We start from the raw sequence: 16955 nt of genomic DNA, 5'->3' as shown, positions 1-16955 counted from the left end.
GGTCAATCGTAGGGGATCTGCGGAACGGCGACATCCGGGGTGTCCGTGCAGGCCGCCGGTTCGCGTGGAAACGACATTTGCATCGCGTGGGCGTGGGATCGTTCCAGAAGCGCCAGCCCGACCAGCTGAAGAGCGACGAGCGCCCCGGTCAGCGCAATCGCGACGATGTTGAAATTACGCGCGCTCGTAGGCGGGCTCGCCGGCGGCGCGCTCGCGCGCATCAGATCCGTGGGCATTTCCTGAAACATCCTCTTGCTTGCTGACCGGAATGATTTCGTTCAAAGGCAATGTGTCGCCGGGCTGCGCCAGCAAATGGTGATAGCGTTGCAATGCGCGCTGCGCGTCGATCTTACGCTGCTCGCGGAACACGGCGCCGATGCGAGCGACGATGTCGCGGAACTTGTCGGCCATGGCAAGTGACGTCCTTCGCATGACGACCTCCTCTCAACCTGTGCGAGAGAATGATGAGATTCACCCCAGCGTGATGTGAGTTGCTTCACAAAGAAGTCTGATAGGTCGAACAAGAAATCGTGTGACGCGTCTGTAGAAGGATACGCAAAAAATCGCGTCATTCGATCGAATGACGCGCGATAACTTTCTAATGATGTCTCTCTTTGAACCTGTCGGCGTGCTGCAGCGAAGAGCCCGCGACGCGCCTGCGTGTCAGTGCAGAAGCGGATTGGAGAATCCCGCTGCAAGCTTGACGAGATCGGCCTGACGGGACACGCCGGTCTTGGCGAAGACGCGATGAAGATGCGTCTTCACCGTCGTCTCGGCGATCCCCAATGCGAGCGCGGTCTCCGGCACACCGCCGACCTCGACGATCGATTGCAGAACCCTGAGTTCCGCTGGCGTCAGCTCGAACGTGCGGTCGATCAGGCCGGCACATGAGCGGCTGTCGAGTTCCGCCTTCCAGACAAGCAAGGCCCCGACGGCCGATGTGCGCTCGGTCGCGCCATCGCGCAGCAGCGAGGGCAACGCAATCACGTGCGCGACGTAGTGCGAACCGTCGTGCGACGTCAGAGGGATCTTTCGACCTTCAGCGGCCGCCAAGGCCACCTCTCCGGGATCGTGGAAGATATTGCGCAGGGCCAGATTGGCCTCGGAGGATCTCGTCACCAGCCTGCCCGAGATCGAGCGCAGGACATCGTCCGCGGCCAGGATCGTCTCGGCCGCCGGATTGCTGTGGACGATCCGGCAGGCTGCATCGAGCAGGATGACGCCGGCATTCAGGCGGTCCACGACGTCGGCCAGCGCGGTCGCGCGCTGCTGCTTCCGCTCGATCGCGCGGTTGATCATGAGCGCGCGGCTCGCATGCGGGACCAGGAACTGCATTCGCGCGCGCTGCTCGGCGCCCAGCATCTCCCTGCCCGGGATGACGGTCAGCAACATCGGGCACGGCGACTTCGACTGCTCCAGCACCACATTGGCGACGTCGATGCAGCCCTGCGGGCGCAGCCATTCCTGATAGAAACGCCCGCGGCGGTACTCGTCGAAATTCACGAGGTCCGGAATGTTGCGCACCTCGCCATACCCAGGAAGTTGGGCGAGCGGATCGTACCGGGAGTAGGTTCCGGAATAGAGCTGGATGTAGTGCGGATCGACTCCGCAATAATAGTGGGTCGCCCCGGACTTGCTGACCGTATCCTTCGAAATCAGGCCGCAGGCCTGGCTGCCGATGAACGCATTGAGCTTGACCACGACGTCGCCCCACAACTCAGGGTGGAGTCCTGCATCATAGATGCTCTCGATCAGCTCGGAATGTCGTGGAGGTCGGAGCATCGGAAGAGCCAATGGTCAAATTCGGAGATTTGCGGAATGATCTTCGTGCCCGGCGGCTCCTGTGAGTCTGTCGCGGGAGAAAAAGGTTCAACGCCGACGGCGGTTTGTCAGTGGACGAGCGGATTGGCAAATCCTGCCGCGAGCTTGACCAGATCGGCCTGCCGGGACACGCCAGTCTTGGCGAAGACGCGATGCAGATGCGTTTTCGCGGTCGTCTCCGCGATACCGAGCGCGGCCGCCGTCTCCGGGATGCCGCCGATCTCGACGATCGACAGGAACACGCGGAGCTCCGCCGGCGTCAGCTCGAAAGTTCGCGCGATCAATTCGCCGCAGGATTGTCCACCGAGCGACACCTTGCGCACAAGCAGCGCACCGGCGGCATCGACCACGCGCTCGCTGCCGTTGCGCAGCAAAGACGACAACGGCAGCATGTGAGCGACGTAGCGCTCGCCGGTGGCGGACAATAGCGGAATCGCATGGCCGCCTGCGGCAAGCGATGTGCCGTCGCGGCGGCCTGCAAACGCTTTGCGCAGCGCCTGATTGGCCACAGCGCTGCTGGTCACGAGTTGCCCGGCAACGGACCGCACCAAATCATCGGCCGCGAGCAGGTCCTGACCGGCCGAATTCGCATGCACCAGGCGGCAGAAGCCGTCGACCAGGAAGATCCCGACCGTCAAATTGTCGAGGACATCAGCCAGTGCCGTCGCCAGCGTCAGTTGCGCGGTCATGGCGCGGTTGATCAGCAGCGCGCGGCTGGCGTGCGGCACCAGCAGCGAGAGGCGCTGCTTCATGCGCCGATCGACCATGCGGCGGCCCGACAGCACGGTCATCATCACCGGGCAGTTCGCATTCGACATCTCGAGCACGACATTGGCGGCGTCGCTGCATCCCTGCGGCTGCATCCATTCCTGGTAGAAGCGCCCGCGCCGGTACTCTTCGAAATTGACGAGATCGGGAATGCTAACAATCCTGCCGTGTGGCGGCAGGACCGTCAGCGGATCGAACTTCGAATGGGTCTCGGCATAGAGCTGGATGTAGTGCGGGTCCGCCCCGCAATAGTAATGCGTGACACCGGATTTGCTGATCGAATCCTTCGAGAACAGCCCGCAGGCCTGGCCGCCGACGAAATCCCGGATGCCGGCCACCGCGCTATTCCACAGCGAAGGATCGAGCCCGGCATCGTAGATGGACTCGACGAGATCTGGCAGCTTTTGCGATCCGTGCATGGCTCAAATTGGCACTGAATGATCAATGCCGGGGAGCATAACACAACCGTAGCATGCGACATCCTCCGATCGGAGGAGGCGCCGGCCGGGCGGATGGCGCCCGGCCGGCGGCATCGCGTTCGAGCCGCCAGGGCTGATGCCGGCTCAGAACGCGACGCGAACGCCACCCTTGGCCGTGCCGGTGCGGCTCTGGTCGGACATCATCATGCCCTCGACCGCGCCAAACACGGACACGTTGGGCCCGGTGCGGTAGTCGAAGCCGAGGCCGGCGACGGCACCGACCGGGCTGCGACTGCCCGGGGTGACGAACGACAGATTCTGGCCGAGCAGCACCGTGTTGACGGTGGTGTCGCCGACGCGCTGGAGCGCGATGACACCGCCATGGATGTTGGCCTTGAGCTCGCCGCCGGCAATGCTCGTCACCCGCGAGAGATCGACCTCGCCGCGCTCCGCGAAGTCCTGCAGCGTGCGGCCACCGACCGACAGCCCTTGCGCCGAACCGGTCTCGCTGTAGCCGTCGAACCGGCCCGCGACATAACGCAGCCGCGCGGTCGGCGTCAGCACGTAGCCGTTGCCGATGTTGAGTCTGTAGCCGTAGGCGACTTCTGGACTCACGTACCATCCGCTGTAGTTCGCGGCTGCCGCCTCCATGCCGCCGACGACCGCGTTGTTCAGCACCAGTCGGCGCGACCTGTTGTCGGCGTTACCGCCCTGGATCGTGAGGTCGAAGAACTGCGAAGCCCATTCGAACCGGCTGTAAGCGCCAGCAAACACGTAATTGGTGTCCACCGACTGCGAGTTGAGATCGACCGAGAGGCCGCCCTGCCCGCCACCGAGGAAGGCGCCGACCAGCCAGTCCGGCCGCACCTTGCGATCGATGCCGATCGCCCCGCCCCACGCCGTCGAGGTCGCGCGCAGCGTGGAGGTGGTCTCGTCCTGAATGCGCTGGCCGCCGAAGCTGTTGGCCCAGACCGTGATCGGCGCGGGATCCGTCCAGAGGCTGCGAGGCGCCTTGGTGAAGGGTCCGGCCTGCGCCGTCTCGGGGGCATAGGCCATCGCCATCATGTTGCTGCCGGCGGGCCCCGCGCCGCCGCTCAGGCGGCCCTGCACCAGCGAGGAGACGCCGCCGGTGAAGTCCATCAGCGTGCGGTCGGTCTGTGCCAGCGCGGTCGGATCGAGCGTTGCGAGTGTGCCGCCGGCAAAGACCTTCGGGCCATCGAAGCCCCCGCTGTTGGTGTTGATGGTGCCGTTGAAGTTGACGAAGGTCGGAAGCTCGATGCTCGTCAGCGACGCCACCCGGCTGCTCAAAGGAACGAAGTTGACGTTGACGACGTCGGCACCGAAGCCGAAATCGACCACACCGTTGATCTTCGAGCCCGGCAGCAGCGTCACCGTGTCGGCCTTGCTCGACAATTTGATTGCCGTCCCGCTGGTGCCAGTGATCGTACCGGAATTCGTGATGTTCGCCCCGTCGCTGGAAGAGATGCCCGTACTGGCGATAATGGTGCCGGAATTGATGACGTTGGCCTGGATCGCGGAGATTCCGGTGCCGCCGAGGTTGGAGGCCTGAAGAAGGCCGGTGTTCGTCACATTGGCGACGTTGGCGCTGACGGCTGCGCTATCCCCAATGATGGATCCGGAATTGTTGACGTTGCCGACGAGTGCATTGACGCCGCGATCTGCCGTGACTCTTCCGATATTGTCCAGGTTCACCATGCCGGCGCTCATGCCGGAGCCGAGTATCGACGCAATCAGCCCTGTGTTGGTCACAGTGACGCTCGTACCAAAGATCGCGCTCGATACGCTAGTTATCGTGCCGCTGTTCGTCACGCTTGCCGCGAGGTCGGCGCGAATGGCGTTGCTCGCGCCGCCGTCGGCACCAATGGTGCCGGAGGCGAAATTGGACACGTTGACGTTCTTGCCGGACACGCCGAACACGTGACCGGCGATGTTGCCTGCGTTTGCCATCGTCACCACACCGGAGGCCTCGATCGCGCCGCCGGTCGCTGCAATCTGCGAAATGATACCGGAGGCATCATTGGTGATGTTGAGGGTCGTACCCTTGATGCCGCGGGCATCTCCCGAGATCGTTCCGGTGTTCGAGACCACGTTGACCGTGGTACCGTTGATCCCGATCGTATCGGGCCCGACGCCGGCGATCGTGCCGGAATTTCGCACAGTGGACGTCGTGGCTTCGACCCCGCTCCCCCTTCCCCCGGCCTCGCTCGCAATCATGCCCGCATTGTCGAGCGTGAGTGTCGACGCCAGAATCGCATGAAAGCCGGTGATCGTGGCGCCGCTGAGATTCGACACCGTCATACCGAGGCCGCTGAGACCCGACGCCAACGCGCCGTCGATGATGCCGGCATTGATGATGACATTGCCATCGCCGCTCTGGATGCCGAAGGCGCTTCCGTGCACCTTGGCCCCGGCCTCGATCCGATAGATGTTGTTGTCGTCCAGGCTTGTCCCATATCCGTTGTTGGGGGCCTGCTGAGCGTCGACATCACCCGAGCAAACGATGGTCGCATTGCTGACCGGTGCCGCCGGCGTGCACGCAGCCTCGACCCGATCGACGGCCAGCAGCGGCGCAGCGAACACCAGAAAGCGCATCGATCGCCGCACCAAATGCCGCTGCACCAAGTCGCCAAGAGCCGTCACATTCATCGCCTTCGTTCCCCAGAAAACCTCGCGCTTGATGGCAGCGCAGGCATGGTGATGCCGGACTCCTCCATTGGAAGGCGCTCGGCAGCGAACCCTGGATTCGCCAAACGCTAAGGTAGAAGCACGCCAATGGCCCGACTTGGACGGAAACGACCGCGCTTCAGCCGAGAACGAACCGAAGGCGCTTCGTTCCGCACTGGTGCAGAGTTGCTACACCGAAGCGGCACTCACGCCTGGTCCCAACCCTGTTTCTCGGCGCACTCCGCCCAGACCGGCGCGCGATAGATTTCGCGGCCGCTGTTGTCCCTGACGCGAATCCAGGCGTCGCGATCGCGCAGATCGTCGCGCCAGACGAAGAGATGTTTTGCCATCTCGTTGGCCACCACGAATGTCGCTTCCGCACATTCGAACACCATGCCGCCCGGGTCGATCTTCACGATGTTGCCTACCAGGAGGTCGAAAAAGAAACGGCGCATTCAATACTCCGGCTGCGGATGCCGCACGCAACGCTTGGGTCATGGCTTCGCGATCAAGGATCACGTCGGATCCCTGTCTGCTGGCTGAAATCGGCAGTTGGCTGAAATCCAGTGGCGCGCCGTCACGGCATCTCGCCGCTCCTGATGTCACTCGGCGTCGCGTTATAGGTGCGCCGGAAGCAGCGGTTAAAATAAGAGAGATCGCCGAAGCCGACATCGTAGGCGATCGAGCTCACCGTTCGCCCGGCATACCCCGGTTCCCGCAGCATGCGGTGCGCGCGCTTGACGCGCTGCTCGATCAAGAAGGAAGAGAACGTCTTGCCGTCGGCCTCGAACAGGCGCTGGAGATAGCGCGGCGTCACGCCGAGCTCCTGGGCAACCGAGGCCACTGACAGATCCTGCCGCCAGCAATTGTTGGCGATGGAGACTTTCGCCTTCTGGAGCCGCGCCGCCTTGACGCCGCGCCGTCCGGCCAGCTCCCGCGCTTCTCCGGTGGCACCGAGGACGAGCGCCAGCAGATCGTGCAGATGCCCGACCCCGAGCTGCCGCAGCACGGGCGTCGCGAACGCCTTCTCCCGCACCAGCGTCACCGCGTAGTCGACCAGCAGCCTAAGTCCGGCGGAGCTTTCAGGCATGATGCGCATCACGGCATCGTCGACGTCCACGATCATTGGCGCCAGCACGCGCCTCGGCACGCGCAGCGAGAAGCAGCTTCCCAGCAACAGCCGCTCGAACGTCGTGACGTCCTCCGCGCTCGTCAGCACCGCCTCTCCTGCATGAAGCCTCAGATCGTGTCCCCGCTCGGATATGCCGAGAACGCCGGACCTGTTCACGATCAGGGCGAGGCTGTCGTCGCCATCGGCCACCAGTTGCTTGGTGCGAATGACCCGCGCTCCGCACAGCCCCCCGATCAACAACTGGGCTTCCGGCAGGACATGAGAGGTGAAGCTCGCCGCGGCCGGCTTTCCATCCCTTGCCTCGACCTCCGCCTTCAGCACCCCGCGGCAATAGAAATCGCGAAGCAACGGGATGCGCTCGTTTTCGGGAATTTCGTTCGTTGAAACATTGAGAACGGAAAAATCAACCATGCTGCTCACTGCAATCTCTCCAGCCGACGAGCAGACCCGGCCACGCGCTGTCGTTTCCTCCACACGCGCGTTCGATGCCGTGGTGGCAAGCTTCGCGGCGCTCGCTGCTCTTCAATTATCAGAAGCGCGATATACGAAAGTCTCGAATGACTCGCGTCCTGCATTCGGATGACCCGCGAGCGCCGATCATCACAATGGATTGAGAACGCGGCACGTAACATCGAGGCATGTGAAATGAATCACGCGGCGCCGTCATCGCCGCTCGTTCGCCGCGCGAACGGCACGGCAAAGCCGGCGGCGATCTTCACCAGATCAGCCTGCCTGCCGGCGCCCGTCTTCTCGAACAGGCGACCGAGATGCGTCTTCACCGTCGTCTCGGCGACGCCGAGTTTTGCGGCGATGTCGGGAACACCGCCGGTCTCGATGATCGCCATCAGCACGCGCAATTCAGACGGCGTCAGCCTGAAGGCTGCTGCGATCGCGTCGGCTGCGAGCAGCGGCAGCATGGAAGCTCTTTGAACGAAGAGCATCGTGGCTGCAATGTCCCGCGGCAGGCTGCGATCCCGCTTCAGCGGAAAAGCATGGAGCAGATAATGCTGCCCATCGGCCGACGTCGCAAGTTCGATCTGACGACGAGCGGCAGAATGTGTGCCTTCATCGAATTCGCACAGGCTGCGGAATATTTTATCGGTCTGGGTGTTGCGGGCCACGATCCGGTCACCGACGATCGCAAGCAGATTGGCATCGGCGAACAACTGGCGGCATGCCGCGTTGGCATGAACGACGCGGCCGTCCGCATCGAGCAGGCAGATCGCCGTGTTCAATCCGTCGAGGACGTCGGCAAGGTCGTCCACCGTATGCGAGCGCGCCCTGATCTGCCGGCCCATGATCTGCGACCGATGGATGTGCGGAGCGAGCAGCCGCATGCGCTCGCGCATCGCATCGTCGACGGTTCCACGGGAGCGGTGGCGCAACACCTGCAGGATCGTGGTGCGCGCGGCCGTCTTCTCGAGCGCGACGGTCGCGAGGTCTATCGCCCCCTGCGGTTCCACCCACTCGCGATGGAAGCTCGTCTCGAGAAAATCAGCATGGGACATGATGTCGGTCACGCCGATCGTCTGTTCGGACGCGAGGGTGAGGTGACGGTCGAGCAGAGGATCGAGCTCCACATACCGGTCGCGATAAAGCTGGCGGAAGCGGGCGTCGGTTCCAAAATGCTGCTGAATCTCGATCGTAAGCCGTGCTGAATCCCTGGACAGGATCATCGCGGCGCAACCACCGACGAACTGCGAAACCTGTTCCAGCGCGCCGCTGCGCAAGGCGGGGTCAACCGCCGCGTCGTAAATCTCGCCGATGAGAGACGAGAACCGGTTTGCCTGATGGGTCGTCATCGGACGGACGACGCGATCTGCGTGCGGCCCGTCCGAGACGGAGAGCTCGCGATCCGGGAACTGACGGAGAAGACGGGCCGGTCAATTGCCGCCTTCGACGAGGAAAAAACGTTGCAGCCAGATGCTGGAATATCGAACATCGTCCTTGCGTAACGTCAACCGCAGGGTGCGGCTTGGACTGTTTCGCCAAAGACTAGGATAAATGCGAACAGCGCGCGGACTGTGTGCGATGAGTCACGCGCCGGTTCGCTGCCGCCCGCTTCGTTGCCACGTCCTGCCCGCTTCACGGCCGGCAGCGGCAACCTATTTCCGATTCTCCTCGCAGAACTTCAACGCGGCCAGCGCTTCGCCGGCACGCGGTACCTGCATCTCGATACTGTCGTCGTCATCGTCCTCGAAATCGAGCGTCAGGCGTCTCGCCTTCGACAGGCGGTCCATCATCGACTGGTCGTACTCGAAGATGCCGCGCACGGTGGTCTTGTCCATGACCTCCCACTTCGCCTTCTTCATGATGTCCGCATCGTCAGTGCCGACATCGGCCCGAAGGATCTCTCCGACCTTCTCCCATTCCCAGCCATCATAGATCATCACGATCACGATCGCCTTCTCGGAATAGGTGATCACGATGACGTAGTCGCGGTTCTCGTCCTCCTTGTCCTTGTAGCCACGGCTCGCATTGCAATGCGTGTCCTGCGTGCGCTTTTCGATGGTCCAGTCGCCGACCTTGGATTGTTGCGCAAGCGCCGGTCCGGCGCTTAAGGCGCCCGTCGCGATCAGCAAAGCGGCAAGAAGGAATCGTTTCATGTCAGCCTCCAGCGCGTTCCCCGGGCCGAGATGACCACCTCCGCGGGAGGGCCGCAAGGGCTTACCCCGGCAGAACGGCGGCGCCCGTGCCTATCCCCGCCGCGGCACGATCGCGATGGGAGTGAAGGTGTAAACCTCCTCGCCGCTCTGGTTGAACATGGTCCATTTCACCAGCGCGATACCCTGCGGCTTCGACTTCGAGGGCGTCAGGCTCATCACCTCCCCAACCAGATGCAGGCGGTCATTGGGCCGTACCGGCATCGTCCAGCGCAGGCCGTCGACGCCGGCGCCGATCAGCGGATGCGGGCCGAACGGGCGTGTCTGGATCGCGAGATTCATGGCTATCGCCGCGGTGTGCCATCCCGATGCCGCCAGGCCCTTGAACAGGGTCGCCTTGGCCGCCTCGTGGTCGAGATGCATCGGCTGCGGATCGAACTCGGCCGCGAAGCGCTTGATGTCGGCCTCGGTGACCTCGACCTCGGGGGACCTGAACCGCATTCCGATCGCCAGATCGTCGAACCATTCGACCTGCGCCATGATTTTGCCTCGCAATGTCGTGCGCCGCCTTCGAAGAGACGGCCAAAGGGCTCCAGCAATGGCGGGACCGCAGCGCACAAAACCAGCCCCGAGGTTCCCCGCGAAACCCCTTTCCCGAGGCGACGAAACACCGCTGAAACAGATGGCCGCTTAAGTCGTTGTCAAAATAAATACAGGGACGGCTACCATGCAATTCCTTCTCGACCTGATCTACGACTATTCCTGCTGCCGCAACCTCGTTGCCCATTCAATACGGGAGGACGAGCTATGATCGAGCTGATCTCGGGCCTGCTCGCCCTTTGCAGCGCCGGTGTCTTTGCGGCGCACGCGCTGGACGCCTACCGCACCACACATCACTGACCGCTTCGCCGTTTCGGCCGCTAGAAAGGCCGCCGGTAGAAGTGCTCCGAATGCGTTGCCGGCGGAAACCGGTTGGCGAGAGAGAGCGCGCCTGTCTCGTCGGTCTCGAGCGCGATCTTCTGCGCCAGCATCACGTCGCCCGGCACCAGGAAGCCTGACGGGACGAAGCACCATCCCATCGTGGCGCGGCCCTCGCCGTCGATTTCGTGGACATTGGCGGCGGTGCCGTAGTGAATGCGATAGGTCTTGCTGGTGTCGCATCCAATGACGTCGAAATACCGGTGCTCTTCGAATTGGGCGCGCTGTGCGGGCGAGAGCCAATCGAAGAGCAGCCGGCGACCACGGGCATCCGGCGTGTTCTCGCCGAAGAAGCGCCGATACAGTTCACGCAGCGCATGCAGACGCGCACGCGCCGGCGCGCGGAGCCAAACCGCCGTAATCATGAGCAGCTCAGATCAACCGCCGACCAGGCGGGGATAGAACAGCGTTTCCTGCGCGGTCGGGTCGAACGATCTGATACGAGTGACTTCGCCGGGTCCGTTGCGAAGGGCCGCGGTGAAGCCGGCTCCAGTCAGCTCCCGAAAGCGCCGTTCGGCTCGCGCCAGCGCTTCGGCATTGCCAGGATCAAACTCGTGGCGCGTATCGCCAGTCTGGTCCATCACGATCTGGGTTGCCATGTTGAGTCTCCTCATGCCCAGCCCTGAATCTGATCAAAGCAAACCTCGTGCCCTCGGTTCCTGATGGCAACAACTTTCTCATGTCGGCGCATCACGCCTTGCTGAGCAGGAGCGTTTTCGAGCGAAGTGGACGGGTTTTCGTCAGCGTGAGGCCGCCGCTCCGCCGCCCTCGTCGATCTGCCGGCCCATCAGCGCGATCGCCTTCTGATAAACGCCGGCCGCATTCCAGGCCTCGATGGCGACGAAATTCGGCTCGCCCGGCTGGTAACCGGCTCCTGCTTTCCAGCCATGACCTTTAAGGAAATTCGCGGTCGAGTTCAGCGCGTTGGCGGCCACCTCGAGGTTGCCGGTGCCATAGGCCAGGATGTTCTTGGGCATGAACTGGGTCTGGCCGACCTCGCCATGCATGGAGCCGCGGGTCGCCCCCGACAGCGTGCCGCGGTCGACCAGCTTCAAGGCCGCGTAGAGCTGGTCGGTGAAGAATTCAGGACGGCGGCAGTCATAGGCCAGGGTTGCGATCGACGACAGCATGTTCTGGTTGCCGCGCTGGCTGCCGAAACCGGTCTCCATGCCCCAAATCGCGATCAGCGGGCCGGGCGGGACGCCATAGCGCTGCTGGATGGAGGCGAACAAGGCAGCCTGCGACTGCTTGAGCTGGCGCCCCTTGGCGACGATAGTGGTGGCGCCGCGCTTGGCGAGAAACTGGTCGAGCGTCAGCGAAAAGCTGCGCTGGCCGCGGTCGGCGGCGATGGTGGCACTGGCGTAGTTGGTCTGCATCAGCGCCGAGAGCGCGGTCTGGCCGATGCCCTTGCCCTGCGCCTCTGCGCTGAACTCTCGTTTCCAGGCCTCAAAACCCGCCGGCGAGCTGCCGCATTGCGCGGCCGTGGCGGCGGACGCCAGGCACCCGAGCAGCGCCATCGCACCAACAACCGCTCCCGCAACAGCCCTGCCCGTGGTCATACCCAATCTCCCGTCCTGTACCGCTCGGCGCAACCTTACCCGGAGGAACGCGCCGACTCCATGGCCTGATCATAGGACAATTCGAGGCCGTCCAGATTGCCTTCCTTCCGCCATTTGTCGAGCAGCCGCAGGAAGGCCACCGGCCCGCGCCAATATTGGCTGTTTCTTGCCGCGATCGGATCGAACACGCCCTCGTTGTTGTAGTATCCGGGCGTGCATTCGGCGAGATAGGTCTGGCGGCCGAGCGCGGCCTTGACGACCTCCTCGACCCAGGCGTTTTCCGCGGCCAGCGTCGGCTCCAGCGTTCGGGCTTTGCGCTTGCGCGCTTCGGCGATCACATAGGCGATGTGCTGCGACTGCTCGTCGATGATGTGCGGGAAGTTGGCGCTCTGGCCGGCCTGCACCGTGACGATCAGGAAGCAGTTCGGAAAGCCGCGGCTGTAGAACCCATGCATCGTCTTGACGCCGCCCTGCCAGCGCTCGGTCAGGCTCATGCCGTCGCGGCCGTAGACCTCGAAGCCCATGCGGCGGGCATAGTCGGTGCCGACCTCGAAGCCGCTGGCATAGATCAGGCAGTCGAGCTCGTAAGCCTTGCCGCCGGCCACGACGGCGTTCTCGGTGATGCGATCGACACCCTGCCCTTTGGTGTCGACGAGATGCACGTTGGGACGATTGAAGACATCGAGATATTCGTCGTGGAAGCACGGCCGCTTGCAGAACGCCTTGTACCACGGCTTGAGCGCGTCCGCGGTCGCCGTGTCCTTGACCACCGCATCGACGCGGGCGCGGATCTCCTCCATCTTGCGGTAGTCGGCCTGCTCGATGACCTTCAGTGCCTCTTCCATCGAGGTCACCGGCTGCGGCTGACGACGCGGCGCCAGCAGGATCTCGCCGAGCAGGCCGGTCCAGCCGTCCTGCACCAGGTCCCGTTCGACCGGCTCGCCGGAGATCACGGCAGTGAAATTGTCCATGCGCTCGCGCTGCCAGCCGGGCTTGAGGCTCTGCGCCCAGTCTTGATCCGTCGACCGGTCGTCACGCACGCCAATCGCTGACGGCGTGCGCTGGAAGACATAGAGCTCCTTCGCAGCGCGGCCGAGATGCGGCACGCATTGCACGGCGGTGGCGCCGGTGCCGATGATTCCGACGCGCTTGTCGGCAAGTCCGGTCAGTCCACCATCCGCATTGCCTTCGGTATAGCCGTAATCCCAACGACTGGTATGGAAGCTGTGACCTTTGAAGGTCTCGATGCCTGGAATGCCCGGCAGCTTCGGTCTGCTGAGCGGACCTCCGGCGAGAATGACGAAGCGTGCACGGATGCGATCGCCCCGATCGGTCTCGACCAGCCATCGCGCCTCCTGCTCCTGCCATGCCATCCGCGAGATGACGGTCTGAAACAGCGCGCGATCGTAGAGATCGAAATGGCGGCCGATGCGGCGGGAGTGCTCGTAGATCTCCGGGGCGCGCGCATATTTGCGCACCGGCATGTAGCCGGTCTCTTCCAGCAGCGGCAGGTAGATGTAGCTCTCGGTATCGCAGGCCGCGCCGGGATAGCGATTCCAGTACCAGGTGCCGCCGAAGTCCGCAGCCTTTTCCACGATACGGAAATCATCGATGCCGGCCTCGCGCAGACGCGCGGCACAGAGAAGCCCGCCAAAGCCGCCACCGACGACGAGCACTTCAGTCTCTTCACTGACAGGTGCGCGCGCAAATCCGGGATCAGCCCAGGGATCGTCGAGGTAGCGGCCGAATTCCCCTGTTACCTCGACATACTGAGCCTTGCCCTCGGCACGCAAACGGCGGTCGCGCTCGTCGCGGTAGCGCGCGCGGAGGGCTGCAATATCGACGGTAGGTTCGCCGGCTGCACCGGTCTTGTGTCTTTCCGCTGACATGCATTTCCTCCACGGAGAACGCTGCTTCGCCGGCAGCTCGGATCAGTTAGCCCTGAAAAAGTGACGCATGCAATCGCGTCCAATGTTTTTTGCGTGAACGCCGCGTGACGTTCCGCTAACCTCACGTGCAAATCACAAGCGCAACGCCACGCAACGACGTGGCCGTGGAGGAGACCATGCAGGGATTGATGATGGACATGCCGCTTCTGATCAGCGGCCTGATCCAGTATGCCGCGGACTATCACGGCGAGGCCGAGATCGTGGCGCGCGAGATAGAGGGCGACATTCATCGCTACACTTATGCCGATGCCCATCCGCGCATCAAGCGCATGGCGCTGGCGCTGAAGCGGCTCGGCATGAATCCGGGCGATCGCGTCGGCACGCTGGCCTGGAATACGCATCGTCATTTCGAGATGTTCTATGCCGCGCCGGGCATGGGCTATGTGCTGCACACCGTCAACCCGCGGCTGTTTCCCGAGCAGCTCGTCTACATCATCAACCACGCCGAAGACCGCCTGCTGTTCATCGACCGCGCCACGCTGCCGATCGTCGAGGCGATCGCGCCGCAGCTCAAGACGATCGAAGCTTATGTCGTGATGTCGTCGCGCGAGCGGATGCCCGAGACCAAGCTCGCCAACGTGCATTGCTACGAGGAGCTTCTCGACAAGGAGAACGAGGCCGGCTTCACCTGGCCGGAGTTCGACGAGAAGTCCGCCTCCACCATCTGCTACACGTCCGGCACGACCGGCAACCCCAAGGGCGTGATCTATTCGCACCGTGCCGCGATCCTGCAGACCATGACCTGCTGCAATTTCGACTTCCTGCCGGGACATGTCGAAGGCGTGCGCGAGGTGATGATGCCGATGGCGCCGCTCTTCCATGGCAATGGCTGGAACATGCCGTTCACGGCTCCCTACACCGGATCGAAGCTGGTGCTGCCGGGCCGCAACTACGAGCCCGACAAGCTCTATGAATTGCTCGAAGGCGAGAAGGTGACGCTGTCGGCGGGCGTGCCGAGCTTCTGGCTGATCCTGCTCGACTGGCTGGGCCGCACCGGCAACAAATTCTCCACGCTGCGGGCAACGTTGTCGTCGGGCTCGGCGCCGCCGCGGGCCATGGTCGAGAAACTGAAGCGCGACTACCATATCGACTACATCCAGGCCTGGGGCATGACCGAGGCGCTCGGCTGCTCGATGCCGGGCTTGAGGCCCGGCTCGGAGCATCTCGGCGACAAGGAGAGGTTCGACCGGCGCCAGGTGTCTGGCCGCGCCTGCTTCGGCACGAGCTTGCGCATCGTCGACGACAGCGGCGCCGAGTTGCCACGCGACGGCAAGTCCGTCGGCCATTTGCGCGCCCGTGGCCCCTGGGTCGCCTCCGGCTATATGAAGCTAGACGAAGGCCTCGACCGCGACGGCTGGCTGATCACCGGCGACATGGCGGTGATCGACCCACAGGGCCACGTCACGCTCACCGACCGCTCCAAGGACGTGATCAAGTCCGGCGGCGAATGGATCTCCTCGATCCAGCTCGAGGACGTCGCCTTGTCTCATCCCGACGTGCTTCAGGCAGCCGTGGTCGCGATCAACCATGAGAAATGGCAGGAGCGTCCCCTCCTCCTCGTCGTCCGCAAGAAGGGCGCGACCGTCGACGGCAAGACGCTGCTCGACCATATGCGCCCGAAAATCGCGAGCTGGTGGATGCCGGACGCGGTCGAATTCCTCGACGAATTCCCGATGACGGGGACCGGCAAGGTGTTGAAATCGGCTCTGCGCGAGAAGTTCAGGGAGTATCGCGTCGCGTGAGCCGCGCGCAGAGGCGTCGACCTTGTAGCCCGGATGGAGCGCAGCGCAATCCGGGCTACGAAGGCGGACATCGGTCGTCTTCCCTGACGCCATCATCTTCACCTTTTGGTCAATTCAGCGACGATATATCGGGAGGTCGCTAACCCCGCATCGAGGACATCATGGCGTTTTCCGGATTGGGCCTGCATCTCGGCAATCTGTCGCGCCTGTCGAACGCGCAGACGCGTTCGATCAGCCCCGAGAACTTCACCGGCGAGAAGGGCAAGGGCGGCATGTCCGTCGATGGCCCCGCCGCCCGCCAGGCCCGCGATCTCGGACAGGGCTGGAAGGTCTCGCCCTACGTCGTCATCGAACCGGGCACGACCTTCACGCTCGGCGACATCGCCGGGCAAGGCGCGATCCAGCAGATCTGGATGACGCTGGCGCGCGGACGGCTGCGGCATTCGATCCTGCGCATCTACTGGGACGACCAAACGCTGCCGAGCGTCGAGTGCCCGGCCGGCGATTTCTTCGCCTGCGGATGGGAAGAGTTCGCGCAGGTGTCCTCCCTCGCGGTCTGCGTCAATCCCGGCCGCGCCTTCAACTGCTATTGGGAGATGCCGTTTCGCAAGCGCGCGCGCTTCACGCTCGAGAACCGCAGCGAGGAGCAACTCACCGTCTACTACCAGATCAACTACACCCTGACCGACGTGCCGGAGGACTGCGCCTACTTCCATGCCCAATTCCGCCGCACCAACCCGCTGCCTTACAAGGAGGTCTATACCATCCTCGACGGCATCAGCGGCGCGGGCCACTATGTCGGCACCTACATGGCCTGGGGTGTCAACAACAACGGCTGGTGGGGCGAAGGCGAAATCAAGTTCTTCATCGACGGCGACGGTCACTTCCCGACGATCTGCGGCACCGGCACCGAGGACTATTTCTGCGGTGCCTATAATTTCGATCCCTATGTCGCCCATTCCGGCCAGGGCCAGCAATCGCGCTACCAGGAATTCACCACGCCCTATGCCGGCCTGCCCCAGGTGATCCGCCCCGACGGCGTCTACAAATCGCAGCAACGCTTCGGCATGTATCGCTGGCACATCCCCGATCCCGTGCGCTTCCGCTCCGATCTGCGTTTGACGATCCAGGCGCTGGGCTGGTTGTCGGGCACCAAGGAGGCCAAATACCTTCCGCTGCAGGACGACATCGCCTCCGTCGCGTTCTGGTATCAGACGCTGCCGACGGCGCCCTTCCCGGAATTGCCCGGCCCGGATTATCTCGAAATCGGCTGATCCTGCCGCCGATCAATAAGGAGAC

16 protein-coding genes are annotated in these 16955 nt (G+C 63.5%); 2 read left to right on the top strand and 14 right to left on the bottom strand.

What is annotated here, in order from left to right:
- Positions 1 to 2: 2 nt before the first annotated feature.
- The 14 genes from XH81_RS35110 to XH81_RS35045 form a co-directional block, all read right to left on the bottom strand.
- Positions 3 to 248 (bottom strand): hypothetical protein, encoded by a 246-nt coding sequence (locus XH81_RS35110; protein ID WP_240536293.1) that lies wholly within the window; start codon positions 246 to 248, stop codon positions 3 to 5.
- Positions 175 to 411, bottom strand: coding sequence for a hypothetical protein (locus XH81_RS35105; protein WP_244429067.1), 237 nt, complete (start codon positions 409 to 411; stop codon positions 175 to 177). Before XH81_RS35105 ends, XH81_RS35110 begins: the two co-directional genes overlap by 74 nt.
- 252 nt (positions 412 to 663) lie before the next feature.
- Positions 664 to 1782, bottom strand: coding sequence for a helix-turn-helix transcriptional regulator (locus tag XH81_RS35100; protein WP_028145199.1), 1119 nt, complete (start codon positions 1780 to 1782; stop codon positions 664 to 666).
- Between the two features lie 107 nt (positions 1783 to 1889).
- Complete coding sequence (locus XH81_RS35095) at positions 1890 to 3008, bottom strand: helix-turn-helix transcriptional regulator (protein ID WP_097668150.1); 1119 nt, start codon at positions 3006 to 3008, stop codon at positions 1890 to 1892.
- Between the two features lie 144 nt (positions 3009 to 3152).
- Complete coding sequence (locus tag XH81_RS35090) at positions 3153 to 5675, bottom strand: autotransporter family protein (protein WP_028145201.1); 2523 nt, start codon at positions 5673 to 5675, stop codon at positions 3153 to 3155.
- 224 nt (positions 5676 to 5899) lie between these two features.
- Entirely contained in the window at positions 5900 to 6148 is a 249-nt protein-coding gene (locus XH81_RS35085; RefSeq protein ID WP_028145202.1) for a DUF6894 family protein, read from the bottom strand.
- Positions 6149 to 6270: 122 nt separating this feature from the next.
- On the bottom strand, positions 6271 to 7236 hold the full coding sequence (locus XH81_RS35080; RefSeq protein WP_038974169.1) for a helix-turn-helix transcriptional regulator: 966 nt from the start codon (positions 7234 to 7236) through the stop codon (positions 6271 to 6273).
- Between the two features lie 239 nt (positions 7237 to 7475).
- Positions 7476 to 8627 (bottom strand): LuxR C-terminal-related transcriptional regulator, encoded by a 1152-nt coding sequence (locus XH81_RS35075; RefSeq protein ID WP_028145204.1) that lies wholly within the window; start codon positions 8625 to 8627, stop codon positions 7476 to 7478.
- A 303-nt stretch (positions 8628 to 8930) separates the two neighbouring features.
- Positions 8931 to 9431: a hypothetical protein gene (locus tag XH81_RS35070; RefSeq protein ID WP_028145205.1), complete on the bottom strand. Its 501-nt coding sequence runs from the start codon at positions 9429 to 9431 to the stop codon at positions 8931 to 8933.
- 90 nt (positions 9432 to 9521) lie between these two features.
- A complete protein-coding gene (locus XH81_RS35065; RefSeq protein ID WP_028145206.1) occupies positions 9522 to 9968 on the bottom strand; it encodes a MaoC family dehydratase in 447 nt (148 codons plus the stop codon).
- 380 nt (positions 9969 to 10348) lie between these two features.
- Positions 10349 to 10771, bottom strand: coding sequence for a hypothetical protein (locus XH81_RS35060; RefSeq protein WP_028145207.1), 423 nt, complete (start codon positions 10769 to 10771; stop codon positions 10349 to 10351).
- 12 nt (positions 10772 to 10783) lie between these two features.
- Positions 10784 to 11005: a hypothetical protein gene (locus XH81_RS35055; protein ID WP_018319783.1), complete on the bottom strand. Its 222-nt coding sequence runs from the start codon at positions 11003 to 11005 to the stop codon at positions 10784 to 10786.
- 141 nt (positions 11006 to 11146) lie between these two features.
- Positions 11147 to 11965: a lytic murein transglycosylase gene (locus XH81_RS35050; RefSeq protein WP_028145208.1), complete on the bottom strand. Its 819-nt coding sequence runs from the start codon at positions 11963 to 11965 to the stop codon at positions 11147 to 11149.
- Positions 11966 to 12000: 35 nt separating this feature from the next.
- Positions 12001 to 13854, bottom strand: coding sequence for a flavin-containing monooxygenase (locus XH81_RS35045; RefSeq protein ID WP_028145209.1), 1854 nt, complete (start codon positions 13852 to 13854; stop codon positions 12001 to 12003).
- A 176-nt stretch (positions 13855 to 14030) separates the two neighbouring features.
- Here XH81_RS35045 and XH81_RS35040 point away from each other — a divergent pair, with 176 nt between their 5' ends.
- Both XH81_RS35040 and XH81_RS35035 read left to right on the top strand, forming a co-directional pair.
- Entirely contained in the window at positions 14031 to 15656 is a 1626-nt protein-coding gene (locus tag XH81_RS35040; RefSeq protein WP_028145210.1) for a long-chain fatty acid--CoA ligase, read from the top strand.
- A 161-nt stretch (positions 15657 to 15817) separates the two neighbouring features.
- Positions 15818 to 16930, top strand: coding sequence for a glycoside hydrolase family 172 protein (locus XH81_RS35035; protein WP_028145211.1), 1113 nt, complete (start codon positions 15818 to 15820; stop codon positions 16928 to 16930).
- Positions 16931 to 16955: the final 25 nt, after the last annotated feature.

The sequence above is a fragment of the Bradyrhizobium sp. CCBAU 25360 genome, from assembly GCF_028128695.1.
GTDB classification, from domain to species: Bacteria; Pseudomonadota; Alphaproteobacteria; order Rhizobiales; family Xanthobacteraceae; genus Bradyrhizobium; species Bradyrhizobium ottawaense.
Note: the sequence above shows the minus strand (reverse complement) of the source record. Positions and strands in the feature narration are given on the sequence as shown.

Coding starts and splice junctions, on each gene's coding strand:
- XH81_RS35035 (WP_028145211.1), top strand. CDS start 15,818: ATGGCGTTTTCCGGATTGGGCCTGCATCTCGGCAATCTGTCGCGCCTG.
- XH81_RS35080 (WP_038974169.1), bottom strand. CDS start 7,236: ATGGTTGATTTTTCCGTTCTCAATGTTTCAACGAACGAAATTCCCGAA.
- XH81_RS35090 (WP_028145201.1), bottom strand. CDS start 5,675: ATGAATGTGACGGCTCTTGGCGACTTGGTGCAGCGGCATTTGGTGCGG.
- XH81_RS35040 (WP_028145210.1), top strand. CDS start 14,031: ATGCAGGGATTGATGATGGACATGCCGCTTCTGATCAGCGGCCTGATC.
- XH81_RS35095 (WP_097668150.1), bottom strand. CDS start 3,008: ATGCACGGATCGCAAAAGCTGCCAGATCTCGTCGAGTCCATCTACGAT.
- XH81_RS35060 (WP_028145207.1), bottom strand. CDS start 10,771: ATGATTACGGCGGTTTGGCTCCGCGCGCCGGCGCGTGCGCGTCTGCAT.
- XH81_RS35055 (WP_018319783.1), bottom strand. CDS start 11,005: ATGGCAACCCAGATCGTGATGGACCAGACTGGCGATACGCGCCACGAG.
- XH81_RS35075 (WP_028145204.1), bottom strand. CDS start 8,627: ATGACGACCCATCAGGCAAACCGGTTCTCGTCTCTCATCGGCGAGATT.
- XH81_RS35100 (WP_028145199.1), bottom strand. CDS start 1,782: ATGCTCCGACCTCCACGACATTCCGAGCTGATCGAGAGCATCTATGAT.
- XH81_RS35050 (WP_028145208.1), bottom strand. CDS start 11,965: ATGACCACGGGCAGGGCTGTTGCGGGAGCGGTTGTTGGTGCGATGGCG.
- XH81_RS35110 (WP_240536293.1), bottom strand. CDS start 248: ATGTTTCAGGAAATGCCCACGGATCTGATGCGCGCGAGCGCGCCGCCG.
- XH81_RS35065 (WP_028145206.1), bottom strand. CDS start 9,968: ATGGCGCAGGTCGAATGGTTCGACGATCTGGCGATCGGAATGCGGTTC.
- XH81_RS35070 (WP_028145205.1), bottom strand. CDS start 9,431: ATGAAACGATTCCTTCTTGCCGCTTTGCTGATCGCGACGGGCGCCTTA.
- XH81_RS35085 (WP_028145202.1), bottom strand. CDS start 6,148: ATGCGCCGTTTCTTTTTCGACCTCCTGGTAGGCAACATCGTGAAGATC.
- XH81_RS35105 (WP_244429067.1), bottom strand. CDS start 411: ATGGCCGACAAGTTCCGCGACATCGTCGCTCGCATCGGCGCCGTGTTC.
- XH81_RS35045 (WP_028145209.1), bottom strand. CDS start 13,854: ATGTCAGCGGAAAGACACAAGACCGGTGCAGCCGGCGAACCTACCGTC.